Here is a 26,989-nt window from a genome sequence, read left to right as displayed (position 1 = left end):
TGACCAACAACCTCAGGACTCCCCTCCGTCACGCGACTCATTTCACTGTGACCAAGAAGACGCCGATGAAAAAACTCTTCGCAACCCTGCTGGTGGGTTCCCTCGCACTGACGGCGAGTTGTCAGGACTTCCTCGACGTCAACACGAACCCGAACGCCCCGCAGACGGCGTCGGCGAACCTGTACCTGTCGCCGATGCTGCACTGGTGGGTGTCGTCCCCGCAGTGGGACGGCCGCTTCGTCAGCCGCTACACGCAGCAGCTCATCCTGGTCGGCTCGAGCCCCAGCACGTGGGACCGCATGGGGTACGACCCCGGCTCCGACAACGGCGCGCAGCAGTGGCGCGACGTGTACTGGTCGTTTGGCCAGAACCTGGTCGACATGATGACCAAGGCCGAGGCGGAGGAGCGCTGGGACGTGCTGGGCGTCGGCTACATCCTCAAGGGGTGGGGCTGGATGGTGCTGACCGACCTCCACGGCGAGATCATCGTCAAGGAGGCGATCGACCAGAACAAGTTCTACTTCAATTACGACACCCAGGAATACGCGTACAGCGAGGTCCTGCGCCTGCTCGACAAGGCGATCGAGAACCTCAAGCGCACCGACGGCGCCGTCAACGCGACGTACCTGGGCCGGACGGACAAGATCTACGCCGGCGACCGGACGAAGTGGCTGAAGGTGGCGTACGGCCTCAAGGCCATCGCGCTGAACCACTTCACCAACAAGGCGGCGTACAAGCCGGCGGACGTCATCGCCAATGTCGACCTCGCGCTGGCCAGCAACGCCGATGACGCGCTGCTCCAGTTCCCGGCCACGGTGAATGACGACCGCAACTTCTACGGCCCGACGCGCGGCAACCTGACGTCGTACCGCCAGACCTACTTCATCGTGGGCCTGATGGACGGCACGCAGTTCGGCGGCACCGTCGATCCGCGCATGAGCCGGATGCTGTCGCCGGCCCCGGACGGCGCCTATCGCGGCCTCGATCCGGCGCTGGGCACCTACGGCGCGCTCTCCACGGCGCAGCGCCCCATGAACATCTGGGGGTACGCCGCCTCACCCGCCTCCGGGTCGCCGACGCGTTACCTCTTTGACGACAAGTCGCGCTTCCCCGCCATCACGTATGCGCAGCTGCAGTTCGTGAAGGCCGAGGCGGCGTATCGGATGGGCGACAAGGCGACGGCGCTGACCGCGTACAAGAACGCCATCGCCGCGCACATCGACTTCGTCAACGCGCGCAACCTCGACGCCAGCGGCACGCCGACGCAGATCACCGCGGCGGAGAAGAACGCCTTCCTGGCCGATCCGAACATCGTGCCGGCGACTGCCGCCGGGCTGACCCTCACCCACATCATGTCGCAGAAGTACATCGCGCAGTGGGGCTGGGGGCACAACGAGCTCTGGATGGACATGCGCCGCTATCACTACACGGACATCGATCCGGCCAGCGGCAAGCAGGTCTTCCCCGGATTCGTGCCGCCGTCCGCCACCCTGTACGGCGACAACGCGGGCAAGGTGGTGCAGCGCATCCGCCCGCGCTACAACTCGGAATACGTCTGGAACATGGAGTCCCTGAAGAAGATCGGCGCTGATGCGGCCGACTATCATACGAAGCCGCTCTGGATCACTCAACCGTAACGGACCATGAAAAAACTCGCATCCATTGCGGTACTGCTGTGTGCGACCGTGCTGTCGTCCTGCGGCAAGGAAGCCTTCCCGGACATCACGGGCCCCATGGCGGAGTCCCGCATCAAGTTCTTCAACTTCAGCGTCGGCGCACCCGGCGTGTACTTCTACGCCAACAACGACAAGATGGCCGGCCTCAGCAGCGTCGGGGTGGTCATCGACTCCAAGACGGGCATCGTCACGGGCGGCGTCGAATCGATCACCGGCGTCATCTCGGGCGGCGTCACGGCGGGCGGCTATTACAGCGCCATCACGCCGGGCTCGTATGACCTCTCCGCCAAGCTCGCCGACACGACGTCGCGCGCCACGGTGGTGTCGAAGGTCACGGCGAGCCTGACCGCCGGCAAGGCGTACTCGTACTACATCAGCGGCGTCTACGACGCGACGGCGAAGACGGCCGAAGCGTTCGTGGTCGAGGACAATTTCCCCGGCACGGTGGACTGGAGCCAGGCCCTGGTCCGGTTCGTCAACGCCAGCCCGACCGCAACGCCGCTGACGCTGTACGGGACGAATACGACCACGGCCACGCCGCAGGCGGCCATTGGCGCCATCACGGCGTACAAGGCCGGCAGTGCGTTCGTCGGCGTGCCGACCGGCTCGTACAACATCGAGGCCAAGGACGCCGCCGGCGTGTCGAAGGTCACCCGCACGGCGGTGCAGTTCTCCGCCGGACGCGTCTACACGATCACGCTGCGCGGGACGACGTCGCTGTTCCTGGATAATACCACGAACCAGTAGGACTTCAGACGATTGAGGATCTGGAATCCGGCACGAGATTCAGGATTCCGATTCAAGACAACGACGCTCGATTGGGATGGGGGGCTCCTTCGGGGCCCCCCATCGCAATTCGGAATCCGTTATCGTAATCCCATATCCAGTTCCGAATTCCAAATCCTCAATCGGATCGTGTCCAGAATCCTCCTCGTCGACGCCGACGCTTTCTTCGTGGCCGTGGCCCGCGCGGTCGAGCCCGCAGGGGCCGGCCGGGCGACGCTGCTGATCGTCGGCGGCCGGCCGGGGTCGCGCGGGGTCGTCTGCTCCGCGTCGTACGAGACCCGCGCCTTCGGCGTGCGGAGCGGCATGCCCATCTCGCAGGCCCTCCGGCTCTGCCCATCGGCGATGTGCGTCCCGGTGCCGCGCACGGCCTGCGCCGACACGAGCCGCGCCATCCGCCGCGTCCTCGACGGCTTCACCCCGCTCGTCGAAGCGGCCAGCATCGACGAGTGGTACCTCGACCTCTCGGGCACCGAGGCGCTGTATCACCACGAACCGATTGGCGAGACGGCGCGGCGCATCCGGGACGCCGTCTTTGCCGAGACGGGGATGCGCGTTTCCATCGGCATCGGCCCCAACAAGCTCGTCGCGAAGCTCGCCGTGGAGCGCGCGAAACCCAAACCGCGGACCGGCGCCACCGGCGTGCATGTGGTCGAGGACGACGCGGTGCTTCCGTTCATGCGCACCCTCGCCCTCGCCGACCTGCCCGGCATCGGGCCCAAACTGCAGGAGAAGCTGGGCAAGGTCGGGCTGGTCGCGGTGCGCGACGTGCTCGACGCCGACGCGGCGAGCCTCGCCCGGTGGATCGGGCGCGAGACGGCGTATCGAGTGCTCCGCAAGGCGCGCGGTGAGAGCGATTCGGCCGTCGAGCCGCACGCGCCGGCCAAGCAGGTGAGCCGCGAGGAGACCTTCGACCATGACATCGCCGACGACGCCGTCCTGCGCCGCGAACTGCTCGTGCTGGCGCACCGGGTCGCCGCCGACCTGCGCGGTGACGGTCTCGAGGCCCGCACCATCACGGTCAAGGTGCGCGACCAGAAATGGACGACGCGCACGATGAGCCGCACGGTGGACGAGCCCGTCTCGTCCGACACGGCGGTGGCCGCCGCAGCGCGCGACCTGCTGTCTGAACTGCGGCGCAATTGGACGGCTCCGGTGCGGCTGGCGGGGGTGGCGCTGTCGAAGTTCTCGCCGGCGCGCGACGCCGAACAGCGCGAGCTGTTCGGCGCCGCGGCGCCGGCGCACGCGAAGGCGCCGCATGCGCCGGCGCCGCTGGAGAGCGCGCGGGACCGCGCGCTCTCGCGCGCCGTGGACCGGGTCCGCGAGAAGTTCGGCGACGGCTCCATTCGCGCGGGCGCCCCCCGCGCCACGCCGCTGGGCGAGAAAGGGGCGCGGAAGCCCCGGTGAACGCGTGGCGCCGCCCGGCGGGCCCCGCCATCTTCATATAATTATGCCCGCCACTGCCCGCCTGCTGCGTCGCACAACCCTGCTGGCCGCCCTTGTTGCGGGGGTGGCCTGCTCCGACTCGTCGCCATCGGGGCCTCATCCGGCGACCGCCAATACGGTCACCCTGAACGGCGCCACTTTGAAGGTAGCCATTGCCGCCACGAACGCCTCGCGTACCAAGGGACTCACGGGCGTGACGACGATGGCCGCCGACAGCGGCATGCTCTGCGTCTTCTCCGACGACCGGCAGCGCGGATTCTGGATGAAGGACACCCCGATTCCGCTGTCCATCGCGTTCCTCGACGCGAGCAAGAAGGTCATCTTCCTCGCCGACATGGCGCCGAACAGCACCACGGTGGTCGGCGGGTTCAACGCTGGGCTGATGCGGTACGCAATTGAGGTGAACCAGGGGTGGTTCGCCTCGCACGGCGTCACGCTGGGTACGATCGCCACCTTCACCCTGCCGGCCGGGCTCGTCGTCGAACCTGACGCCTAGCCAACGGGCCGGTGCACTCCCTTCACTGAGAGCCGACCTTGCGCAGAATCTCTCTCGCTCTTTCGCTCCTGACGCTCGCCAGCTGCTCGCAGCAGCCAGCCCCGGCCACCACGCCGCAGCCGGCGCGCCCGGCCGCGGGCGCCAACACGGCGGGCGGCGCTGCGGCCGTCCCCGGTGCTCCGGCCCGTCCGGACAGCACGCGACCCGGTCAGGGCGCTCCCACGGCGCCCGGCGGCCCCGGTGGAGCCGGCGCGGCTTCCGACCCGACGCCTCGTCCGTATGCGACCGTCATTCGCGGCGATGTAAAGACCAAGGCCGGCCTCTTCAAGACGCACCGCATCGGCTCACGCCTCTACTACGAGATCCCCAAGGCGGAGCTTGGCAAGGACATGCTCCTCGTGACGCAGATCGCCAAGACCAACGAGGGGAATGGCTACGGCGGACAGGCGCTCGACAATCGCGTCGTGCGCTGGGAGCGCCGCGAGCACCGGGTGCTGCTCAAGGCCGTCAGCTTCGCCATCATCGCCGACCCGTCGTCGTCGGTGGCCAAGGCGGTGGACGCGGCCAACTACGACATCATCCTCGGCGCCTTCAACGTCGAGGCGTACGGCCCCGATTCGGCTGCCGTCGTGGAAGTGACGCGCCTCTTCACGGCACCGCCCACCGAGATCAGCGTCCTGAAGCGCTACCGCGGCACGCTTGATGCATCCCGCACCTTCTTCGAGCGCGTGGCCACCTTCCCGACCAACATCGAGACTGAGGCCACCCTCACCATCAACGCCACGCCGACGCCCGCGCCGAGTCCGTTCGGCGGCGGCATGCCGACGGCCGCCCCCGGCGCCCCGCCGCAGAGCGAGAGCTACCTGGTGCACTGGTCGATGGTGAAGCTGCCCGAGCAGCCGATGAAGCCGCGCCTCTGCGACTCGCGCGTCGGCTACTTCCGCACGACCTCCATCGATTTTTCGCGCCCGGAGCAGCGGTCGGAGGCGCGGTGCTTCATCACGCGCTATCGCCTGGAGAAGAAGGACCCGTCGGCCGCCATCAGCGAGCCGGTGAAGCCCATCGTCTATTACGTGGATCCCGCCACGCCCGAGTGGCTGAAGCCCTGGGTGCGCAAGGCGATCACCAGCTGGCAGCCGGCCTTTGAAGCCGCCGGCTTCAAGAACGGCATCATCGCCAAGGACGCGCCGTCGGCGGCGGAAGATCCCGACTGGTCGCCCGAGGACGCGCGCTACTCCGTCATTCGCTGGCTGCCGAGCACCATCGAGAACGCCGTCGGCCCGCACGTGCACGACCCGCGGTCGGGCGAGATCATGGAAGCCGACCTGCAGATCTACCACAACGTGATGAACCTCAACCGCGACTGGTACTGGACGCAGGTTGGGGCGCTCGACCCGCGCGCACAGAAGCTCCCCTTCCCCGATTCGCTGCAGGGGCGGCTGATGGAGTACGTGATCGCCCACGAGATCGGCCACTCGCTCGGCTTCCCGCACAACATGAAAGCGAGTTCGCTGTATCCGGTGGACTCGGTGCGCTCGAAGACGTGGGTGGCGAAGAACGGCCACACCCCGACGCTGATGGATTACTCGCGCTTCAACTACGTCGCGCAGCCGGAGGACGGCATCGCCCTCGGCGACCTGATCCCGAAGCAGGGCCCGTACGACGTGTACATGACGCACTGGGGCTACGCGCCGATCCCGGCCGCCAAGACGCCGGACGACGAACGCCCGACGCTCGACGCGTGGGCGCGCGAGCAGGACAAGACGCCGTGGTTCCGCTTCTCGACGACGGACGACTTCGGCGCCGACCCGGGCAACAACACCGAGGCGGTGGGCGATGCCGACGCGGTGCGAGCGACGGCGCTGGGCCTCAAGAACATCAAGCGCCTCGTTCCGATGGTGGCGCCGGCGGTCACGTCGCCGCTCGAAGACAACGAGAACCTCAAGGAATTGTACGGTCGGCTCATCGGCCAGTGGTCCACCGAGATGCGCCATGTCGTGGCCATCGTCGGCGCCGCTGAGACGCAGGAGAAGTACGGCGCGCAGCCGGGACCGCGGTTTACGCCGGTCAGCGCGGCGCGGCAGCGCGAAGCGGTGAAGTTCCTCAACGAGAACGCGTTCAGGACACCGACGTACTTCGTCGACCAAGCCATCCTGCGCCGCATCGAGCCGGAGGGCTCGGTGGCGCGCATCAACCAGGCGCAGCGCGGGCTCATCACCGGCCTGATGAACGACGACCGCCTGGCGCGCCTCATCGAGTTCGAGGCAATGGCCAAGCCGGGCGAGGCGTATTCGCTCGCCGAGATGCTGGGCGACCTGCGCGGCGGAATCTTCAGCGAGCTGGGCGCCGGGACGGTGACGATCGACGTCTACCGCCGCACGCTCCAGCGCTCCTATGTGGAGGCGGTGAAGGCCAAGCTGACGGCCACGCCGTCGCCGCGCGTCTCGTTCGGCCAGACCGGACAGTTTTCGATCCTGCCGGCCCGCCCGACGAGCGACGCGCGCGCGCTGCTGCGCGCCGAACTGCGCACGCTCGACGCGCAGGTGAAGGCGGCGACCGCCAAGGCGGGCAACGCGGTCGTCCGCGCGCACCTGCAGGACCTGCACACGGAGATTGACGATATCCTCAATCCCAAGAAGTAGGCCCGTGACTGTGCCCTTGCCTTAGTCGGTGCAAGGGCACGGGCACGGTGGGGGAACGGGAACAGGAAGGGGGGCCTCCAACGTTGGGGGCCTCTCTTCCGTTGCTCTGTCGGGTGTCCGACCTTCTGTGAGACCTTTCTTCGCTGAGCTCATCATGCCGCTGCTGCTTCCGCTGCTCCTGGCGTTCACCGTCGCCCGCGCCGACTCCGTCGACATCCTCATCAAAGGGGGGACCGTCTACGACGGGTCGGGCAAACCGGGGCGCGTGGCCGACGTCGGCATTCGCGGCGACCGCGTGGTCTTCGTCGGCGACGCGGCCAAGGCGCAGGTGAAGGCGGGCAAGACGATTGACGCGAAGGGGCTCATTGTCGCACCGGGCTTCATTGACCCGCACACGCACTCCATGGAAGGCGTGGACCGGTTCAATGACGAGCGGCGGCGGAACATTCCGGCGCTGATGCAGGGCGTCACCACGGTCACCAATAGTCCGGATGGCCGCGGCCCGTGGGACGTGGCCCGCATCCAGACCGAGACGGAAAAGAAGGGACTCGGCACCAACACCTTCGCGATGGTCGGCTTCGGGACGCTGCGCAGCCACGTGATGGGCGCGTCGTCGGCCCCCGCCTCGCCGGCGCAGATCGACAGCATGCGCAAGCTGGTGGACAAGGCGATGCGCGAGGGCGCCTTCGGTGTGGGCTCCGGACTGTTCTACGCGCCGCAGAACTACGCGAGCATCGACGAGGTGATCGCCGTGACCTCCGCCGCCAAGCCGTACGGCGGCGTGTACGACACGCACCAGCGCGACGAGAGCTCCTATACCATCGGCCTGATGAACTCGGTGCGCGAGGCCATTCGCATTGGACGCGAGTCGGGGTTGACCACCAACCTCGGCCACGTGAAGGCGCTGGGCATCGACGTGTGGGGCTATGCCGACAGCGTGCTGCGCCTGATGCGCGAGGAGCGCGCCACCGGTCATATGGTCGTGGCCGACCAGTATCCGTGGACGGCGAGCGGCACGGGGCTGAGCGCCGCGCTGCTGCCACGCTGGGCGCAGGCGGGCGGCCGCGACTCGCTGCAGGCGCGCATTGCCGACTCGGCGACGCGCGAGAAGATCCTCGTCGAGATGCGCAACAACCTGCGGCGCCGCGGCGGCGACACCACGATGCTGCTCATCAACGGCGGGGACAACGCCAAGCCGTACATCGGCAAGTACCTGAGCCAGGTGGCCGCCGACCTGAAGATGCCACCGTCGGAAACGGCGCTCGAGCTGATCCGCCGAGGGATCGACATGGGCGTGGCATCCTTCAACATGAACGAGCGCGACGTCGAGACGTTCATGAAGGATCCGTACGTGATGACCAGCTCCGACGGCTCGGGCGGACACCCGCGCCTCTATGGCACGTACCCGCGCAAGATCCGCCGTTACGTGCTCGACAAGCCCGTCATCACGATGGAGCGCATGGTGCAGTCGGCCACGTCGCAGGTTGCCGACGTCTACGGCATCAAGGAGCGCGGCTCGCTGGCACCGAGATTCTACGCGGACGTGATCGTGTTTGACCCCAGGACGATCCGCGAGCTGGCGACCTACGTGGAGCCCGAGAGGTTGAGCGTGGGGATGCAGTGGGTCTTCGTGAACGGGAAGGCGGCGGTGGCCGAGGGGCAGCCGACGGGCGTGATGGCGGGAAAGGGGCTTCGGAAGAGATAGAGGATTGGGAATTCGGATTCCGATTTACGATTGCGAACTCGGATTGCGACTGGCGATTGCGGTCGCTGCCGGCGATGGGCGGCTGTCCGGAGAACACGATCGGATCAGCCGCCCATCAGCCCTCCGGCACCCTCCCCCGCCGGGTTTCCAACCGCCATCATTCCTGCAGTCTCCGTGAACCTCCGTACACACTGGTCTCCGCGACAATGAAGATCCGCCATCCGCTCTCTGCCATCCGCCATCCCTTGCTCGCGATCGCGGTCCTCGCCTCGCCACTCAGCGCCCAGACGCTCCGCGAGCAGGTGCGCACCTGGCGTGAGGCCCGCGAACCGCAGATCGTGCGGGAATACGCCGAGTTCCTCGCCATTCCGAACACCAAGAACGACGGCGAGGCGCTGCGCCGCAACGCGACGGCCATCGTCGGCATGCTCGCCAGGCGCGGCGTCGCGGCGCGGCTGCTCGAGAACGGCAACTGGCCGCCCGCGGTGTACGGCGAGCTGCGCGCGCCAGGGGCGACGCGCACCATCGTCGTCTATGCGCACTACGACGGCCAGCCCGTGGATCCCACGGAATGGAAGGGCGGCGCCCCCTATGCCGCGCAGCTGCGCGAACTCCGCGGCGGCGAATGGGTGGACGTGCCGCTTCCGGAGCGCGGACGGCTGAACCCCGAGGCGCGCATCTTTGCGCGCGGCGCGGGCGACGACAAGGCGCCCATCAACGCCATCCTGAATTCGCTCGACGCGCTGCGCGCGCTCGGCAAGTCTCCCACGATCAACGTCAAGTTCTTCTTCGAGGGTGAGGAGGAATCCGGTTCCGCCCACCTGCCGCAGATCCTCGCGGCGAACAAGGCGCTGCTCGCGGCCGACGCCTGGCTCTTCTGCGACGGCCCCACGCACCAGAGCCGCGGCATGCAGGTGGCCTTCGGCGCGCGCGGCGCGATGGGGCTCGAGCTGACGGTGTACGGTCCCGCCAAGGCGCTGCACAGCGGGCATTATGGCAATTGGGCGCCGAATCCGGGGATGCTCCTCGCCGACCTCGCGCGCTCGATGCGCGACATCGACGGACGCATCCTCATCAAGGGCTACTACGACGACGTGGTGCCGCCGACGGCCCGGGAACTGGCCGCCGTGCGCGCCCTCCCGCCGGTGGACAGCGCCCTGCGCCGTGAACTGCTCCTCGGCGGCACCGAGGCGGACAACGCGCTCCTCGCCGAGCGGATCCTGCTTCCGGCGATCAACATGAGGGGCTTGCGCGTCGGGCAAGTGGAAGGGCTCGCCGCCAACGCCATTGCGACGGAAGCCAAGGCGTCCTTCGACTTCCGCCTCGTGCCAAAGCAGACGCCGGCGCACGTGCGCGAACTCGTGGAGGCGCACCTGAAGGCGAACGGCTGGTATGTCACGCACGCCGCGGCCACGGACGCCGAACGACTGGGGCACCGCAAGGTGGTCCGGATGACCTGGGGCGAGGGTGACGAGGCGACGCGAGTGAGCCTCGACCAGCCCGTGTCGCAGGCGCTCACCGCGACGCTCGACGAGATGCTCGGCAAGCCGGTGCTGCGCGTCCCGACGCTGGGGGGATCCCTCCCCACGAGCATGATCGAGCATGCGCTGGGCGTGCCCCTCGTGATCTTCCCCATCGCCAACCACGACGACAATCAGCACGCCAAGGACGAGAACCTGCGGCTCCAGAACCTGTGGGACGGCATCGAGGCCTTCGCGGCCATCATGACCCGGCTGGACGCGCACTGGCCCAAGCTGACACCGTGACCGCCAATTGAGTTGGGATGGCGCTATTCTTAGTTTCACTCGGAACTTCGACTTCACCCGGAAATCCACGCTTGGCGCCAGCCCATCCCATCGACGTTGCGGCATTCATGGACCGCCTGCACGGGGATACCGCGCTGGCGGCGGCGATGGCGGCGGTCATGCTGCAGGAACTTCCAAGCCAGCTTGACGGCGTGCGGCGCGCCGTGGCCAGCGGTGACGCCGAGGGGCTGACGCAGGCCGCGCACCTGCTCAAGGGTTCGGTCGGGAACTTCGTGGCCGAGGAGTCGCTCGCGGCGGCCTTCCGCCTGGAGCAGCTCGGCCGCGCCGGTGATCTGCACTCGGCCCCCGAAGCGCTGCGCGCACTCGAGACCGCCCTGGAACGCCTGACTCCCGTCCTGCGAGAGATGACCGCATGAAGCGCAAGTACACGGTGCTGCTCGCCGACGACGACAAGGTCCAGACCGTGATGCTCACGGACCAGCTGCGCGCTCGCGGATACGCGGTCGCGGCCGCCTACGACGCGACCTATGCCTCGATGGTCGTGATGCGGGCGCCGCCGGATGTCGTGGTCCTCGACATCCAGATGCCCGGCGGCACCGGCAAGGCCGTCCTCGAGCGGCTCAAGGGATCGTTGAAGACCAGGAAGATTCCGGTGATCGTGCTGAGCGGACACTCCGACCGGCGCATCATCGAGGAAGTGAAGGCCCTCGGCGCGTGCGACTACCTGACGAAGCCGGTGGACGTGGACAAGCTGGATGCGTCGCTGCGGCGCGCGCTCGGGCTCGAGACGCCTGCGAACGCCAGTCCGCCGTCCGGCGAGCCGCCCGCGCCCGGTGGCTCGACGCCGCCGGTATCGCCACCCGCATCTGGTGGCTCGACGCCGCCCGCATCGCCACCCGCCGGCGCACCGTAGAACCCGCAAGGGTACGCGCCCCATGACGCCCCCGGTCGACGACCTCTTCGTCGCCTTTCAGACGGCGCTCGCTGGGCGGTATTCGATTGACCGCGAGATCGGTCGCGGCGGGATGGGGATCGTGTATCTCGCGCGCGAGGTGCACCTGGACCGCCCGGTGGCCATCAAGCTGCTGCCACCGGAGCGCGCCCTCGACGCCACGCTGCGCGGTCGTTTCCTGCGCGAGGCGCGGCTCGCCGCGAAGCTGTCGCACCCCAACATCATTCCGATCCACGCTGTGGACGAGGTTGGCGACTTCGTCTACTACGTGATGACCTACGTGGATGGCGAATCGCTGGCGCAGCGCGTGCGATCGCGCGGTCCCCTCCCCGCCACCGAGGGATCGCGGGTGCTGCGCGAGGCCGCGTGGGCGCTCGCGAGCGCGCACGCGCAGGGCGTGGTGCACCGCGACGTGAAGCCCGACAACATCCTCATCGAATCGGCCACGCAGCGCGTGCTCGTCGCCGACTTCGGCATCGCGGCGGCGATGGGCGACGACGATGGCGACGGGATCAGCGGCACGCCCGAGTTCATGAGCCCCGAACAGGCGCTGGGCAACGAACTCGACGCGCGCAGCGACCTGTACTCGCTCGGCGCCACCGCCTTCTTCGCCTTCTCCGGCCGCCTGCCGTTCGAGGGCGCCACGCCCACCGAAGTGCTCGCGAAGCAGGTGACCGAACCCGCGCCCCCGCTCGCATCGCTGGGACTGCCCGTACCGCGCAAGGTGGCGTCGCTCGTGGATCGCTGTCTCGCCAAGGACCCGGCGCATCGTCCGGCCAATGCGACCACCCTCGCCGAGCAACTCGGCGTTGCGCTCGAGCAGCGTCGGGAGATTCCGGTGGCGCTGCGCGCGTTCGTGAAGCGCAATGGGCGGCTCGATGGCGGCGGCACGGTGCTGGTGGCGGGCGCATTGTTGCTGGGGTCAACGAGCGTCTCTGCGCTCTTCGGCGGGTTGGCCGGACTCGGCGCGCTGATTGTCGGCTCGACGATGCTACCGTTCGCGGCGCTTACGGCGTCGGCACGGCGGCTGGCACGCATGGGATTCGCGCACATGGATCTTGCGCCCGCATTTCAGGCGGAAGCTGACGCGACGCGCGAGGAACTGGCCGTGGAGCACGCGCGCGAGGCGACGCGCGCCGAGCGATGGTTGAAACGGATTGTACAGGTGAGCGGGACCGTCGCCGTCGGGTCGTTCGCCGGCGTGATGTACATGGTCTTCAACATGCCCTGGTCCAGTCATTGGAGATGGCTGGCGCAAGTACTCGCCGGTTCATGGTCGGTCTTCGTGCTCGGCGGCCTCGGCTATCTCGCCCTTCTCCAGCGTCGTCGCGACGTGGACACTGGATTCTGGGCGCGCATTTGGAACGGTCCCATCGGCCGCACCGCCTGGGCCGTCGGCCGCCGCCTCATTCGCGGTCCGGTCACGGAATCGGCGGTAACGCATCGCGCCACGGAGCTCTCGCTGGGCATGGCCGCCGAGAGCCTGTTCGCGGGCCTCCCGAAGTCCACGCGTGAGCAGCTCGGCGACCTCCCCGCCCTGCTGCATCGCCTGCAGGACGATGCCCAGGCGCTGCGCCGCCCGCTCGACGAGTTGCAGGAACTCCTGAACGACGCGGGCGAGGACGCCAGCGCCGCGGCCTATGAGCCGGTGCGCCGCGACCGCGATGCCCTGAAGACCAAGCTCGGGGAGACCGTCGCCGCGCTCGAGACCATCCGCCTGAACCTCCTGCGCCTGCACGCCGGGTCGCTGTCGGTCGCGAGCCTGACGACGCACATCGGTCTCGCGGCGGACGTCTCGGCCGAAGTCGAGCGCCTGCTTGCCGCCCAGGATGAGGTGCGGCGGCTCGTGAGGCGCGACGAGTAGTGAGATCCGGCGACGCTCGCGCGTTGACGGTTTGCCGCGAACCTCGCCGGCCGGCGCACCCCCGAACTTTCCATGTTTTGCAGGGTATGCTACGCAGTTCATCGGCAGGCCCCCCTTCCAGCCCGAGGCCGAGTTCATGCGCGCCACGCTCTCATTCACGCGACCCTTCACGTCGGCACTGATTCTCTCGCTCGCCATCGCCGCATCGGCCGGCGGCCAGTCCGCGCCCGACACCGTTCAGCAGGCCGACCACCCGCGCTTCGCCAGCTTCGGCGTCTCCGGCGGCGTAATGCACTTCGGCGACGGGGGTTATGAGCGGGCCGTCTCGGCCGCGATCGCCGCCTCACTGTCGCACGGCTTCTCGCTGAGCGTCAATCCGACCTTTGCCTGGGCGCAGGCGGCCCCGACCGCGGATGCGATTACCGGCCGGATGGTGACTCCGCCGCTCGTTCACGGCTTGGCGGACCTGCCTGTCAACGTCGGCTTCTACCACGCCCTCCCGGGCGCCTGGTCTCCCAGCTTTTCGGTCTCACTCGGAGCGACCCTGCCGATCGGGGACACGACCAAGGTGGGATCGGGCGAAGTGGGCCTTGGCGCGAACATCGGCGTCGGCGTCGCTCCCGTCGAGGGGTGGTCGTTCGGCGCCGGCGCCGGGCATACACTCTCGAACGAATACGCCTCAGGGCTCGGGTCGATCGCGCCAACGACCGTCTCGCTCGACGTCTCGCATTCGGTCGGCCACGCCGAGCTGAACCTTGGATACTCGACGGAGATGGGCGTGATGCCGGTCGGCACCACGCACTCCCAGAATTTCGCCGGCGGCGCATCCTTCCCCCTTGGCGGGGCCGCCGCACTGACGGTGAGCGGCAGCACCGGAACGGCTGACGGCGTACGCAGCTGGGCGATGGCCGTGGGAATCGGCACGACGTTCGCCGACGTCGCCCGCGTGAGCCCGTTTGGCGCGGTGAGCCAGCTCGCGAATGCGCTCGGCAAGGGCCGCTCACTGAGCAAGTCGCGCAGCACCGCGGCCAAGACCGCCGCCGCCGAGCGCAAACTCACACACAAGAAGCTCGCGTAGGCAGTCGCCGCGAGTCGCTAAACGGGGAGCCGTCACCGGCTCCTCGTTTGCACATCCGATCACGATCGCCACTCGCCATCGCCAATCGGAATCCTCAATCGGAATCCTCAATCCAAATCCGAATTCCCGATCCTCAATCAGCTTCCCGTTGAGCCGAAACCTCCGACCCGCTCCGTCGTCGCCCGCACTGGTCCGATGGTAAACGGCAGGACTTCGTGTCGCGCCAGCACCATCTGCGCGATGCGCTCGCCGTGCGTGATCACGAGGTCGCCCGGCCCGCCGTTCCGCACGGGGGTGCACCACTCTTCCGGATAGTCGGCGTCGATGGTGCCCGGCGCGTTGGCGATGACGATGTCGGTCTTGAGGCTCGTCCCCGACCGCGGCCGGATCTGCGCCTCGATGCCGACGGGAAGCTTCGCGCGAAAGCCCATTGGCACGAGGGCGCGCTCGTCCGCGTGCAGGACCAGCACCGCCCTGCCGTTGCGCGTCTCCACGGCGCGCTCCGACATCACGCCGTTGAGAAACACCCGCACCGTGCGCCCCGTAAGGTAGGCAGCCAGGTCATAGCCGGCGCTATGGGCGGTGGCTCTGGCCGGCGGCACGACATCCGCGTGGAGCGGCTCGAAGATGATGGAAGTCTGGGGCACGTGGGACGAGACAGGGTGCGGGGAAATCGGTGCCGGAATGTACCATAGCCGCGCCCTATCCGCCGCCGGGCGCCTGTCGTAGACTCGGAGACGGGCCTATGCACTTCTCAGTGCCGCCAATCACCGGCATTCCGGAGCACCTGCAGCAGGTGTTCTCCGGCCGCTACTCGCTCGAAGGGGCCGTGGGCGAAGGCGGCATGTCGTCGGTCTTTCTCGCCCGCGACCGCAAGCACGCCGACCGTCGCGTGGCGCTCAAGGTGCTGCGCCCGGAGGTGGCGAGCGCACTGGGCCCCGAGCGCTTCCTCAGCGAGATCCGCATCGCCGCCGTGCTCAGCCACCCGCACATCGTCCCGATGTTCGATTCGGGCGAGCAGGACGGCCTGCTCTACTATGTGATGCCGTTCGTGGAGGGCGTCACGCTGCGCGAACGGCTGCGCGCGACGAACCCGCTCGCGGTGGACGAGATCATTCGCATTGCCGAAGACGTGGCCTCCGCGCTGAGCTACGCGCACGGCCGCGGCGTGATCCACCGCGACATCAAGCCCGAGAACATCATGCTCGCCGGTGACGAGGCGATGGTCACCGACTTCGGCATTGCCCGCGCCGTGCACGCCGGCGGTCACGACACCGGTCCGGGGCTGGTGCTCGGCACCCCGGGCTACATGAGTCCGGAACAGGCGAGCGGCATCATGGACGTCGACCCGCGCGCCGACCTCTACTCGCTGGGCTGCGTCGTGTACGAGATGGTCGTCGGCACGCGACCGCGCACCTTGCTTGATCGCGAGGCCGCCCGAACGGGAACCGTGGCCGGCGTCTCCCCGGCCGCTCGGGAGCGGCTCGATGCCGTGCCGCGTGCGCTGGAAGCGGTGATCGCCCGCTCGCTGGCGGTCTTTCCGGAGGAGCGGTACGAGAGCGCCGCGGCATTGGGCGCGGCGCTCCGGGCCATTGAGCCGGTGGTGCGGCACAACGGGCATCCCGCCATCGCCGTCCTCCCATTCGCCGCGTCGTCGGGGAACGGGGCCGACGCGCTGCTGGGTGAGGGGCTGGCGGAGGAGATTATCAACGCCCTCACGCGCGTCCGCACCCTGCGCGTGGCCCCGCGCAACGCCGCGTTCATCTTCAAGGACAATCGCGGCGACGCCCGCCGCGTGGGCCGGGAACTCGGCGTGCACGCCGTGCTGGAGGGGAGCGTGCGGCTGCGCGACGACCAGTTGCGTGTGGCCGTCCAGCTCATCGACGTCACCGATGGTTACCTGCGCTGGTCGGCGACCTTCGAGCGGCCGATGCGCGAGGTGCTGGCCATCCAGGACGAGATCGCGCGCCACGTCATCACGACGATGCGACTGACCCTGAGCGACGCCGAGATCGTCGCCGTCGGCCGCGCGCCCACCATCGACCCGACGGCGTACGAGTACTACCTGCGCGGGCGCCAGTTCTTCCATCAGGCGCGCAAGAAGAGCCTGGAGTACGCCCGCGAGCTCTTCACGCGCGCCATCGAGGCCGATCCGGATTTCGCGCTGGCACATGCCGGCATCGCGGACTGCTCCTCGCTGCTGCACATGTACTACCCCTCGTCGGCGCCGGAACTCGAGCAGGCCGACCGGGCCAGCCGGCGCGCGCTGGAACTGGCCCCGGATCTCGCCGAGGCGCACGCGGCGCGCGGCTTCGCCCTGTTCCAGCTGAAGCGGCATGATGACGCGGCGGCGGAATTCCAGACGGCCATTCGCTTGGACCCCGCGCAGTTCGAGGCGCGCTACTTCTGCGCACGGCAGTGCTTCCAGCGCGGCCAGCTGACCGAGGCGGCCCGCTGGTTCGAGGAGGCAGCGCGGGTGCGCGAGAGTCCCGAGGCGCGGTTCTTCGCCGCGCAGGCGTATGAAGCCGAGGGGCTGCACGACGACGCGATGGCCGCGTATCGCACGGCGCTGGGCGTCAGCGAACGTCACTTGCTGCTGCACCCAGATGATCCGCGCACGGCGACCATGCGGGCGGTCGCGCTCTGCCGCCTGGGCCGCCCCGACGAAGGGCTCGAGTGGGCGCGTCGCGCGCTCGCGATCGACCCGGAGGACGCCGGCGTGCGCTACAACGTCGCCTGTCTCTACGCGCTCGAGAACCGCGCGGAGGACGCGCTCGACTGCCTGGAGGACTGCGTGCGCCTCGGGTTCGGCAACGTGGAGTGGATCGCCCGCGACCCCGACATGGCCTCGCTGCGCGACCATCCACGGTTCGAGGCATTGGTCGGGGCGGCAGCGGGCGTCGCGGGCTGACGCGCACGGCGCGTTCGGTGCAGACGCCCCGTCGGGCAAATTCGCCAGCGCGCTACTGGGGAACAGTGGGGTCCGGGGGGCATATTAACAGAATGCCGACTCCGACCCTATCGTGATGCTTCCTGTCGCCGCCTGCCGCGCTCCCTCCTCGTGGTCGTGCACCGCCGCGCGCCGCGCCGGCATCGTCATCGCGACGGTGCTGCTAGTTGCTGACGCCGCATCGGCCCAGCGGCCCATGACCCCGGGCGGCGGCATGCGTCCGGAACCGCCTCGCGGCGACCGGGTCGAGCCGATGCCCCTTCCGCCCATCGTGGGCGACACGACCACGCCGGAGGGCGCGGCGCGCGCCGCGCAGCGGCGCTTCGAGCTGCTGCGTCGCAACAACCTGCCGAATGCCCACAGCGTGCGCCCTGGCAACTGCGACGAGCAGGTGGGACGGTGGTGCTACTGGTATGACGAGAAGGCCCCCAAGTCGATCGAGCTTCCGATCGTAACGCTGGCCCGCGACACCCTGCTGCGGCGGCTCGATTCACTGGGGCACCTGGTCCCGTCCAATCGCTGGATCGCGGGACAGCGCGTGCGCTACTTCGCCGAGGCGGGGCGTGATGATGAGGCGCTGGCATCGGCGCGGCAGTGCCGCGCCGACGGCTGGTGGTGCGCCGCCCTCGTGGCCTTCAGCCAGCACCTGCGCGGCGACTATGCGGCGGCCGACAGCGGTTTCCGCGTCGTCCAGTCGATGATGGGTGAGCGCGAACGCTGCAATTGGCGCGACATCTCGCTGCTCATCGACGACGACACGCGCCAGCCCTACCGGCGCATGCCCTGCGGGCCGGAGCGCGAGGCCTTCGAGGACCGCGTCTGGTTCTTCTCGCGGACCCTCTACGGCCTGCGCGGCAACGATTCGCGCTCCGAATGGAACGCGCGCCAGCTGATGGTGCGCCTGTACCAGGACGCGCCCGGGGCGCATCAGTTCGGCTTCGACGACGACGAGCGCGAGCTGTTGCTGCGCTTCGGCTGGCCGCGCTACTGGGCCAAGGGCCCCGGCGATCCGCGCGCGGGCGGCTTCAGCATCGTCAGTGACGAGGCCTCGCCGGCTTACCGCTACATTCCGGCGGGCAACGTGCTGAGCAATCCGGCGCTTTCCGATTCGGCCCAGTGGCGCCTGCACCTGCCGCCGGTCATCGGCCGCTACGCCCCGCCCTACGCCCGGCGTCTCGTTCCGCTCGAGCATCAGCAGGCGATGTTCCGCCGCGGCGACTCGGCGCTCCTCGTGATGTCGTACGACGTCTCGGGTGTGCCGGCGCTGGCCGGCGCCAGCCATCGCCGCGCCGCCATGACCGTCACTCCGGGCGATCAACCAGCGCCGCGCGGCACCGCGCGCGCGCGCGCGGCGGTCGCCGATACGATGTCGGTGCGCGCCGCCTGGGGGCCGCTGCTGTTCAGCGGCGAGGTCTGGGCCCCTGATTCCGCTATCGTCGCCCGGGCACGGTATGGTGTGCATCCCCCGTATGCCGTGGATACGCGCGTGACCGTGTCGGATCTCCTGTTCTACCGACCCGCGGGCGCACCGCCCACGTCGGTGGAAGAGGCGCTCGCCCTCGCCCTCCCCACCGAGCGTGTGCGTTCGTCGGCCCCGCTCGGCGTCTACTGGGAGACGTATGGCACGGACGTCCAGGGCGAGCAGATCAAGCTCACGGTCACTGTCGTGCGTGAGGTGGAAGAGGGCGGCTTCCTGCGCCGCAAGAACCAGCAGCTTCGGCTGGTGCGCCAGGCCACTCCGGTGAGCGTGACCGTGAATGACATGACGGCGCGCGGCCGCACGACCTCGCCGCGCGCGGTGCAGCTCGACATCTCGACGCTCAAGAAGGGGGCGTACATCGTCCAGCTCGAGATCGAGGTGAACGGCCAGTATCCGCTCCGCGCCGACCACCGCATCGAGATCATCGACCAGTAGTGGCGTGCGGTGGCGGACGGTCGTCCATTGGGTGATGACTGCGACCTGTGACCGACGGCCGTGATGCGTTGCGCCGCCGTTATAATTCGTTTGCGGCCACACCCGTGGCCGCTGCCGCTCCCCACGCCCTGACATGATCCGTCTCCGCCTGCTTGCCCTGGCCGCTGCCCTCGTGGGTGCGACCGTTTCCGCCGCTGCCCAGGGAAGTGTCCCTGCCGGTGCGCCCACCGCCGCGCCGCCCGCCGCAACGAATGACAAGCCCGCGTCGCAGGTGAAGCCCGCCGCCAAGGGCAAGACCACCGCACGCAAGAAGAACGCCCGCAAGAAGGGCAAATCCACCGCCGTGCCGGTCGACAGCGAGGCCCGCCTCGATTCGATGTACGATCTGCGCTGGCCCGTGAAGGGACCGGACCCGCTTCCCGGTTCAATCCTGCCGTACAAGCGCATCGTCGCGTACTACGGCAATCCCTTCTCCAAGCGGATGGGCGTGCTGGGTGAGTACGAACCCGACCAGATGCTCTCGATGCTCGACGCCGAGGTGAAGGCGTGGACGCTGGCCGACCCGAGCACGCCGGTGCAGCCGGCCCTGCACCTTATCGCGGTGGTGGCCCAGGCGGGGCCGGGCCCAGACGGCATGTATCGGGCGCGCATGCCCGACGAACTCATCGAACGCGTCGCCAGCTGGGCCGCGCGCCGCAACGCGCTCGTCTTTCTCGACATCCAGGTGGGACGCAGCACGCTGGCGCAGGAACTCCCACGGCTCGAGAAATTCCTGTCGCGACCGAACTTCCATCTCGGCATCGACCCCGAGTTCTCCATGAAGAACGGCGGCCTGCCCGGCAAGAAGATCGGCACGTACGACGCGGCCGACGTCAACTACGCCTCGCGCTTCCTGCAGGACATCGTCACGCGCTACAAGGTGCCGCCCAAGGTCCTGGTGGTGCACCGCTTCACCCGGAACGGCGTGACGAATACGCCGGCCATCAAGCTCGATCCGCGCGTGCAGATCGTGATGCACATGGATGGCTTTGGCCCGCCGCGGCTCAAGCGCGCCACGTTCCGGTCGTGGATCAAGGCGGAACCGGTCCAGTTCGTGGGGTGGAAGCAGTTCTACAAGTCGCGCAACGACAATCCACGGACGTCCATCGCCGAGATCCTGCGCCTCAATCCGCGGCCGATCTACATCCAGTACCAGTAGGGCGCGGCCGCCCCGGGGGCTGTGGGAATCCCGCCGCCGGTGCCATCTTCTTCGGTCAGCGCTCGCGGCCGGACCGTCGGCCATCCACCTCAATTCGCGCCGAGTCCCGATGACGTCGACCTACGCGGCCATTACCGGTTGGGGCAAGTGCATGCCGCCTGCCGTGCTCTCCAACGACGATCTTTCCACGTTCCTCGACACCAACGACGAGTGGATCACGTCGCGCACCGGCATGAAGGAGCGACGCATCTCGCACGTGACCGCGATGGAGCTGGCGACGGTGGCCGCCGCGCGCGCCATCGCCTGCGCCGGGTTGACGCCGGCCGACGTCGATCTCATCGTCTACGGCAGCTGCAGCTACGACGAGCAGGTGCCGAACAGCGCATCCGGCGTGCAGGTCTCACTCGGCGCCACGCATGCCGCCGCGATGGACGTCAACACCGCCTGCACGAGCTTCCTGTACGGCCTCTCCTCGGCGGCCGGCATGATCCGGACGGGGATGGTGCGCAACGCCGTGGTCATCGGCGTGGAACTGATCAGCCATTTCATGGACTGGAGCAACCGCAATGTGGCGGTGCTCTTTGGTGACGGCGCCGCCGCCGTCGTGCTGCAGGCCTCCGACCGGGAGGAAGGCGTGCTGGGGAGCGTGCTCGGCTGCGACGCCGAGGCGCGCGCCGTGCTGCGCGTGCGCGGCTTCGGCTGCGGCTATGCCAACCGCGGCATCACGCTGGGCGACACGCTCTGGGATTTTGACGGGCCGCAGATCTTCAAACGCGCCATCAAGGGGATGAGCGAGGCCTCGGAGAAGGTGATGCGCCGCTGCGGCATCACCGCCGAGCAGATCGATCTCGTCGTGCCGCACCAGGCGAACTTGCGCATCATCGAGGGCGTGGCCAAGTACGCCGGCGTCCCGATGGAGAAGGTGATGCTGACCGTACAGCAGTACGGCAATATGAGCGCCGCCACCGTGCCGGTGGCGCTCGTCGAGGCGCTCGAGTTGGGGCGCGTGCGCCCCGGCGCCACCCTGCTGATGCCCGCCTTCGGCGGCGGACTCACCTTCTGCTCGCTCGTCGTCAAGTGGGGCGATCGCGTCACGCCGCTCGGCGTCTCGGATCGGGAGCTCCCGCCCTGCACCAAGACCGCGCTGGAGATCGTCAACGCGATCCGCGCCGGCCAGGATCCGAACGGACGCTCGCGCGACGGACTCATGTCGCCGGTCTTCGCGGAAGCGACGGCGAGTTAAGCGGCACGACGACAGCAGGACGAGCGGGCGTTTCGACCGGCGATCGGTCGAAGCGCCCGCCGCTTCTTGTCGGCGCGTGGGGCGCGGCGGACGTCATGTCACTGCGGGTTCACAATTCCCGTCATGCGACGGCAAAAAGCGTCACAGCGTGACGTTGCAGCTCCGCCACGGCATGGGACGGAATGTTCAGACCCGATAGAATCCCGCCTGTTCACAAACGGTCGCCCCAGTGGGCGAGCGCTCATCGCCACGTTCAATCGAATGCCATGGACACTCCACCGTTGCCAACGACCACTGGATCCTCACTCGGACCGTCGTCCGCACTGAATTCTCACCGCACCCGTACGGAACCGCGCACAAGTCGCGCCGATAGCAACGCGGCGGACGCACCGTCGATACTCCCGGCGGATATGACTCGCGAGGATACGTGGGGTGACCCACGACATAGCATCCTGCCCGCGACGCTCCCGACAGACGCGGCCGTGTTGGTCCTCAGGAGTTTCGACGTCAGAGAGGCCGAGCGGCAGCTCATTCGCCGCGCGCTCGAGCGCGCCGGCAACAATCGCACCGCGGCGGCGACCCTGCTCGGCATGCATGTCCGGACACTGCGCCGAAAGCTCAGGGTGATGGACAGGGAAGCTGCCGTTGCGAGGAGCGAGTAGGAAAAGGGGGCCGTGCGGAACCGCACGTACCGCTGGACTACTGGCGTTCGTGCGACGACACGGCCTGCCGCGCTGGAATCTGAGCCATGGCGCGCTCGGCGAGCGCGGTGATCGTCAGCGATGGATTGACCCCCGGATTGGCGGGCATCGCGGCGCCGTCCACAACCAAAAGGTTGGTATAACCGAAGACGCGATGGTCGCGGTCAATCACGCCGCGTGACGCGTCGGCGCCAATCACCGCCCCGCCGAGGATGTGCGCCGTCGTGGGAATGTTGGCGGCGGACTCGAGCAGGCTGCTTTGGGCCATCCCGCCGGTGTGCCGCGCCAGGAATTCGGCCGTCGCGTTGGCCAGCGGAATGAACGTCGGGTTCGGCTTCTCGGGATCCTGTTCCGTCCCGATGCGCACCCCGCCTCCGAACCAGCGCTTCTTCGCGCGAAAGGCCATCGCGTTGTCGCTCGACTGCATCACGAGAATGATCAGGGAGCGCTTGCTCCACCCCACCGGCCAGAGCGAGCGCAGCGCGCGCCACGGATGCCGGAGGCACTGCCAGAGAAGCATCAGCGGGCGCGTGAAGCGCGTTCCGTTGCCCGTGAGCGGCGCCTGCAGTAGCGCGATCGCATCCCCGTGCTTGCCGTACGTGCACAACTCGATGTGCGTGTCGGCGTCGGGATGTATGCTGGCGCTGATGGCCACGTCGGCCCACGGCTTCGTGGTGTCGTCCGGCAGGGTGAGCGCAAGAATCGACTCGCTGTTGCTGCGCACCAGGTCGCCCAGCCGGTCGCTGATGCGCGGTAGCGAGCCGGTGTGTTTCAAACTGGCCAGCAATTCGCCCGTCCCCAGCGCTCCCGCCGAGAAGATCACGCCGCGGGCGGTGAAGGTGCGGCGGTTCTTCCGGAACCAGGCGCCGGGGCGCTCGCTCGTCACCACGTAGCCATCGCGCCCGTCGCTCGCGCCGCGCGGGCGGACATCAACGACGCCGTGCTCGGCGAGGATCGTGGCGCCCTTCTTCTCGGCGAACCACAGATAGTTCTTGAGCAGCGTGTTCTTGGCTCCCTCGCGGCACCCCACCATGCAACTGCCGCAGCGCGTGCATCCGGTGCGAGACGGTCCCTCGCCCCCGAAGTACGGATCGGTGACGGTCTCGCCGGCCTTGCCAAAGAAGACGCCCACCGGGGTGCGCGTGAAGGTGTGCTCGACCCCGAAATGCGAAGCCGCGGCCTTCAGGAGCTCCTGCCCATCCGAGGCGAACGGCACCGTCTGCACACCGAGCATCCGCTCCGCGGTGTCGTAGTGCGGCGCCAGCTCACGCGCCCAGTCGGCGAGGCCTTGCCACTGGGGATTCTCGAAGAAGGCCGGCTTCGCACGATACAACGTGTTGGCGTAGACGGCGCTCCCGCCCCCCACGGCCGTACCGCTGGCGATGAAGATGTCCTTGAACGGCGTCAGCCGGAAAATGCCGCGCATTCCCAGCGACGGCGCCCACAGCCAGCGTCGCAGCTGCCACGTGGACTCGGCGTACTCGTGATCGGCGTAGCGGCGTCCCGCCTCGAGCACGGCCACGCGATACCCCTTCTCGCTCAGGCGCAGCGCCGAGACGCTCCCGCCAAAGCCGGAGCCGACGACGATCCAGTCGTAGTCGAAGTCGGGCGCCGTCATGGGCCGTGCGTCCGCGCGCAAGGAGGTCCGAGCATGCGCGCAAACTATGGACTCGCGGCAACGGGCGCGAGCCTCACGGCCGCGCCGGCCGGCACGTGCGGCTCAGTCCGACGATCCCCGCCCCTCCGTGGACGCCTTTCCGGTGAGCGTCGCCAACAGCTGCAGTTGCTCCGTCTGCAACTTGAGCAGGTCGGCCCACTGTCCCTGCCGCAGCAGGTCCATCTTCTCATGCAGGAGCATGATCTCGAGTTCGGCCTTCAGGTTGACCTCGTAGTCATGCTCGGCATTGATCCGGTCCTTCTCGGCCTGTCGGTTCTGCGACATCAGGATGATGGGCGCCTGAATGGCGGCGAGCATCGAGAGGAACAGGTTCAGCAGGATATAGGGGTACGGATCGAAGACGTCGTGATGTCGCACCAGGTAGTACGAGTTGAGGCCGACCCACGCCACCAGAATCGCCGCGAAGAGGGCGATGAAGGTCCACGAGCCACCAAACAGCGCCACCGCATCGGCCGCGCGCTGGCCCAGCGTGGCGGCGGCCTCGTATTCCTTGGCCGCGTTCCGCGCGATGCTCAGGCGCTGGGCGATGTGGCTCGCGACCTTCTGGGCCTGGGCGTCCAGCGCCTCGTACGACACCCCCAGCAGTTCTGCAGCGACGTCGTTGGCGGTTCTCATGTCTCGCAGCATAGGGCGCGCTCGCGTGATGCGGTATCGCCTGATCGACGTACCTCCTCATTCACCCCTTTGCCGGATGCCCGGCGTGAGAGCGTGGCGCCATACTGGCGTATCGGCCTTGATGCCGTCGTCCGCCTATCCAGCCAGGAGCTCCACCGTGTCCTCCGCCTCCCTGTCCGCCAACCTCGCCGACGTCTCGTCCAACCTTCAGGACAAAGCGGCCGGAGCCTTCCGCGCCGGCCGCATCGCCACCGCCGACGGACTCGATGCCGCCGCCGATGGCATCAACGCCGGTGGGGACCGCGTGGCGGACCTTGCACACAACACCGCCGATTCGCTCGCCACCTCGGCGAAGTACGTCCGCAAGCACGACGGCAGCCGGATGGTGGACGACATCGAGTCGCTCATCACGGCGCATCCCGGCAAGGCGCTGCTTGGCGCCGCGATTCTCGGGTTCTTCGCCGGGCGCGCCTTTCGGCGCAGCTAGGCGATCGCCGGCGCCATCACATGACGGCATCGTCCATCAGCGCGGTGGTGCGTGACATCGGCGGCAACGTCGACCGCATCGCGCGCACGGAGCTGCGGCTGGCGATTGCCGGCTTGCGCGCCCGAATGGAGGAGTACGGGGAAGTCTCCGTGTTCCTCGTGACCGCAGCGGTGGCCGCGACCATCGCCGCGCTCTTCGTGCTGCTTGGTGCGATGTTCGCGCTGGCGGGCCTGCTTCCGCTCTGGCTCGCCGCGCTCGTGATCGCGACGCTTCCCGCCGCCGCTGCCGCGGTGCTGTATGTGCACGGCCGGGCGCACCTCGCCGAGACTCACCCACCAGCCGTGCCGGACCTGCGGCCCGACGCTTCGAGTGACGCATGAAATCCGACATTGCACGCTTCGAACGGGAGATCGCCGCGGAACGGGCCGCGCTGCTCGCCAACCTCGCTCTCCTCGAAGACCGGGCCCGGGCGCTCACCGATTGGCGGGGTCGGGTGCGCAAGCAACCCCTCGCCGCCGTTGGGGTGGCGGCGGCCGGTGGGCTGCTGCTGGCCCTGGTGACGAGCGGACGACCCGATGCGGCCACGTCAAACCCGGCCAGCGACGCCGACGCCCGGCCCGCCCGCTTGCTCGCGCATCCCATCGTCGAGCGCATCTTCTCGGCGCTGGCCGTCGTGGCGGCAGAGCGGCTGTTCGCGGCGATCGGCGTGGCGATGCCGGCGCTGTCCGAACCGCCGGCCGGCGCGGATACATCGCGACGGCCGGCACGAGAGGCGCCGTGATCGGGTCCGCATCCCGATCCGTCTCCCGGCGTACGTCCGGAATCAGCCCAACGTGCGATGGTGGCATCTGTCGGACGCTCGTAACCTCCGACATCGGATCGCCGGACGGCAGGGCAGCCGCCCGCGGTCACGATCCACAAGGCCCCGTGCCGAGTTAGTGCTTTCGTCGCCACTCCCGCACCGCATCCGGCGCGGCGCTGCACCTCCTCCCTCCGAGTCCCACGCATATGAACCGCTCGATTCCATTCCTTGTCGCCGCCGCGGTGCTCGCGACCGGCGCGTGCCAGAAGGACAGTTCCCCCATCAAGACCACGAGCTCCGGCGAGACCAACGTGTCGTCGCCGGCCGATTCGATGGCCGCCAAGGGCAAGTCGCTCGTCCGCGTCGTGAACGCCGCGCGCGGCGGTGACGTGTCGGTGCAGCTCAGCCAGATGCCCCTCTTCAATGACGTCAAGCCGGGCTCGGTCACCGACTATCGCGAGATTGCCAACAACCTCGCCGACTTCACCGTCATCGCCGCCGGGCGCGCCGAGGGCGTCACGCTCGCAGAGACGGAGAAGCTTCTGCTCGACGGCGATCGCTACAGCATCTTCCTCGTCGCGGAAGACGTCGCGAAGACGTCGCTGCGCGTGGTGAAGGACAACGTGATTCCCGACAGTGGCAAGGCCCGCCTCCGTGTCTTCAATGCCGCGCCGGGCGCTCCCGCCTTCGACCTCGCCTTGCTCGGCGCCACCGCGCCGCTCTTCAAGGACGTGGGGTTCAAGAAAGAGGCCGGCTATGCCGACGTGACGCCCGCGGTGGTCACGCTGCAGCTCCGGTCGACGGGGGACCCGAAGGTGCTGCTCACCATCCCGAAGATCGACCTGAAGCGCGGCACGGCGACCACGCTCGTGGTGACCGGTGCCGGCAAGCTGGCGTACTTCACCTTCACCGATGCCTTGATGGCGCCGACGCCGAAGTCGTAGGACACACCGGGCGACGCATGGCGTCTTGGTAACGTCCGTGCCGATCCC

General features: G+C 68.5%; 23 protein-coding genes. 20 read left to right on the top strand and 3 right to left on the bottom strand.

Going from position 1 to position 26,989, the window contains the following annotated elements; translation table 11 throughout:
- The first annotated feature begins 65 nt into the window (after positions 1 to 65).
- The 11 genes from VGJ96_03325 to VGJ96_03275 all read left to right on the top strand — a co-directional run bounded on the left by VGJ96_03325 (position 66) and on the right by VGJ96_03275 (position 14,408).
- Entirely contained in the window at positions 66 to 1,637 is a 1,572-nt protein-coding gene (locus tag VGJ96_03325; GenBank protein HEY3286134.1) for a RagB/SusD family nutrient uptake outer membrane protein, read from the top strand.
- 6 nt (positions 1,638 to 1,643) lie between these two features.
- The gene (locus VGJ96_03320) at positions 1,644 to 2,423 is read left to right on the top strand and encodes a DUF4397 domain-containing protein (protein ID HEY3286133.1); all 780 of its coding nucleotides are present in this window, start codon (positions 1,644 to 1,646) and stop codon (positions 2,421 to 2,423) included.
- Positions 2,424 to 2,591: 168 nt separating this feature from the next.
- Positions 2,592 to 3,866, top strand: a complete 1,275-nt coding sequence (locus VGJ96_03315; protein ID HEY3286132.1) for a DNA polymerase IV — start codon at positions 2,592 to 2,594, stop codon at positions 3,864 to 3,866.
- A 43-nt stretch (positions 3,867 to 3,909) separates the two neighbouring features.
- Positions 3,910 to 4,401, top strand: a complete 492-nt coding sequence (locus VGJ96_03310) for a DUF192 domain-containing protein (GenBank protein ID HEY3286131.1) — start codon at positions 3,910 to 3,912, stop codon at positions 4,399 to 4,401.
- Positions 4,402 to 4,439: 38 nt separating this feature from the next.
- Complete coding sequence (locus tag VGJ96_03305) at positions 4,440 to 7,043, top strand: zinc-dependent metalloprotease (protein ID HEY3286130.1); 2,604 nt, start codon at positions 4,440 to 4,442, stop codon at positions 7,041 to 7,043.
- A 154-nt stretch (positions 7,044 to 7,197) separates the two neighbouring features.
- Positions 7,198 to 8,748 carry an amidohydrolase family protein gene (locus tag VGJ96_03300; protein HEY3286129.1) on the top strand — a complete coding sequence of 517 codons (1,551 nt, stop codon included), beginning with the start codon at positions 7,198 to 7,200 and terminating at the stop codon, positions 8,746 to 8,748.
- 206 nt (positions 8,749 to 8,954) lie between these two features.
- Complete coding sequence (locus VGJ96_03295; GenBank protein ID HEY3286128.1) at positions 8,955 to 10,514, top strand: M20/M25/M40 family metallo-hydrolase; 1,560 nt, start codon at positions 8,955 to 8,957, stop codon at positions 10,512 to 10,514.
- A gap of 71 nt (positions 10,515 to 10,585) precedes the next feature.
- Positions 10,586 to 10,930 carry an Hpt domain-containing protein gene (locus VGJ96_03290; GenBank protein ID HEY3286127.1) on the top strand — a complete coding sequence of 115 codons (345 nt, stop codon included), beginning with the start codon at positions 10,586 to 10,588 and terminating at the stop codon, positions 10,928 to 10,930.
- Positions 10,927 to 11,427, top strand: coding sequence for a response regulator (locus tag VGJ96_03285; protein ID HEY3286126.1), 501 nt, complete (start codon positions 10,927 to 10,929; stop codon positions 11,425 to 11,427). Before VGJ96_03290 ends, VGJ96_03285 begins: the two co-directional genes overlap by 4 nt.
- A 22-nt stretch (positions 11,428 to 11,449) precedes the next feature.
- On the top strand, positions 11,450 to 13,330 hold the full coding sequence (locus VGJ96_03280) for a serine/threonine-protein kinase (GenBank protein HEY3286125.1): 1,881 nt from the start codon (positions 11,450 to 11,452) through the stop codon (positions 13,328 to 13,330).
- A gap of 136 nt (positions 13,331 to 13,466) precedes the next feature.
- The gene (locus VGJ96_03275) at positions 13,467 to 14,408 is read left to right on the top strand and encodes a hypothetical protein (GenBank protein ID HEY3286124.1); all 942 of its coding nucleotides are present in this window, start codon (positions 13,467 to 13,469) and stop codon (positions 14,406 to 14,408) included.
- Between the two features lie 137 nt (positions 14,409 to 14,545).
- On the opposite strand, the gene VGJ96_03270 is transcribed toward VGJ96_03275, so the two are convergent.
- Entirely contained in the window at positions 14,546 to 15,055 is a 510-nt protein-coding gene (locus tag VGJ96_03270) for a hypothetical protein (GenBank protein HEY3286123.1), read from the bottom strand.
- A 98-nt stretch (positions 15,056 to 15,153) separates the two neighbouring features.
- On the opposite strand from VGJ96_03270, the gene VGJ96_03265 reads away from it, so the two are divergent.
- The 5 genes from VGJ96_03265 to VGJ96_03245 all read left to right on the top strand — a co-directional run bounded on the left by VGJ96_03265 (position 15,154) and on the right by VGJ96_03245 (position 22,376).
- The gene (locus tag VGJ96_03265; protein HEY3286122.1) at positions 15,154 to 17,319 is read left to right on the top strand and encodes a protein kinase; all 2,166 of its coding nucleotides are present in this window, start codon (positions 15,154 to 15,156) and stop codon (positions 17,317 to 17,319) included.
- Between the two features lie 115 nt (positions 17,320 to 17,434).
- Positions 17,435 to 19,273, top strand: a complete 1,839-nt coding sequence (locus tag VGJ96_03260) for a hypothetical protein (protein ID HEY3286121.1) — start codon at positions 17,435 to 17,437, stop codon at positions 19,271 to 19,273.
- A gap of 133 nt (positions 19,274 to 19,406) precedes the next feature.
- Positions 19,407 to 20,471 (top strand): hypothetical protein, encoded by a 1,065-nt coding sequence (locus tag VGJ96_03255; protein ID HEY3286120.1) that lies wholly within the window; start codon positions 19,407 to 19,409, stop codon positions 20,469 to 20,471.
- A 109-nt stretch (positions 20,472 to 20,580) separates the two neighbouring features.
- Positions 20,581 to 21,714: a ketoacyl-ACP synthase III gene (locus VGJ96_03250; protein ID HEY3286119.1), complete on the top strand. Its 1,134-nt coding sequence runs from the start codon at positions 20,581 to 20,583 to the stop codon at positions 21,712 to 21,714.
- 482 nt (positions 21,715 to 22,196) lie between these two features.
- Complete coding sequence (locus VGJ96_03245; GenBank protein ID HEY3286118.1) at positions 22,197 to 22,376, top strand: helix-turn-helix domain-containing protein; 180 nt, start codon at positions 22,197 to 22,199, stop codon at positions 22,374 to 22,376.
- 37 nt (positions 22,377 to 22,413) lie between these two features.
- Here the strand turns inward: VGJ96_03245 and VGJ96_03240 are convergent, their stop codons facing one another.
- Together VGJ96_03240 and VGJ96_03235 are read right to left on the bottom strand one after the other, a co-directional pair.
- The gene (locus tag VGJ96_03240) at positions 22,414 to 24,033 is read right to left on the bottom strand and encodes a GMC family oxidoreductase (GenBank protein HEY3286117.1); all 1,620 of its coding nucleotides are present in this window, start codon (positions 24,031 to 24,033) and stop codon (positions 22,414 to 22,416) included.
- A gap of 102 nt (positions 24,034 to 24,135) precedes the next feature.
- Positions 24,136 to 24,720 (bottom strand): DUF1003 domain-containing protein, encoded by a 585-nt coding sequence (locus VGJ96_03235; GenBank protein HEY3286116.1) that lies wholly within the window; start codon positions 24,718 to 24,720, stop codon positions 24,136 to 24,138.
- Between the two features lie 145 nt (positions 24,721 to 24,865).
- Between VGJ96_03235 and VGJ96_03230 the strand changes: the two genes are divergently transcribed.
- From VGJ96_03230 to VGJ96_03215, 4 genes are all read left to right on the top strand, one after another.
- Positions 24,866 to 25,195: a hypothetical protein gene (locus VGJ96_03230; GenBank protein HEY3286115.1), complete on the top strand. Its 330-nt coding sequence runs from the start codon at positions 24,866 to 24,868 to the stop codon at positions 25,193 to 25,195.
- Between the two features lie 20 nt (positions 25,196 to 25,215).
- On the top strand, positions 25,216 to 25,575 hold the full coding sequence (locus VGJ96_03225; GenBank protein ID HEY3286114.1) for a phage holin family protein: 360 nt from the start codon (positions 25,216 to 25,218) through the stop codon (positions 25,573 to 25,575).
- Positions 25,572 to 25,976 carry a hypothetical protein gene (locus VGJ96_03220; GenBank protein HEY3286113.1) on the top strand — a complete coding sequence of 135 codons (405 nt, stop codon included), beginning with the start codon at positions 25,572 to 25,574 and terminating at the stop codon, positions 25,974 to 25,976. The genes VGJ96_03225 and VGJ96_03220 overlap by 4 nt, the downstream gene beginning before the upstream one ends.
- A 227-nt stretch (positions 25,977 to 26,203) precedes the next feature.
- A complete protein-coding gene (locus tag VGJ96_03215) occupies positions 26,204 to 26,941 on the top strand; it encodes a DUF4397 domain-containing protein (protein ID HEY3286112.1) in 738 nt (245 codons plus the stop codon).
- Positions 26,942 to 26,989 lie beyond the last annotated feature (48 nt).

The sequence above is a fragment of the Gemmatimonadaceae bacterium genome, from assembly GCA_036504815.1.
Lineage (GTDB): Bacteria > Gemmatimonadota > Gemmatimonadetes > Gemmatimonadales > Gemmatimonadaceae > PNKL01.
Note: the sequence above shows the minus strand (reverse complement) of the source record. Positions and strands in the feature narration are given on the sequence as shown.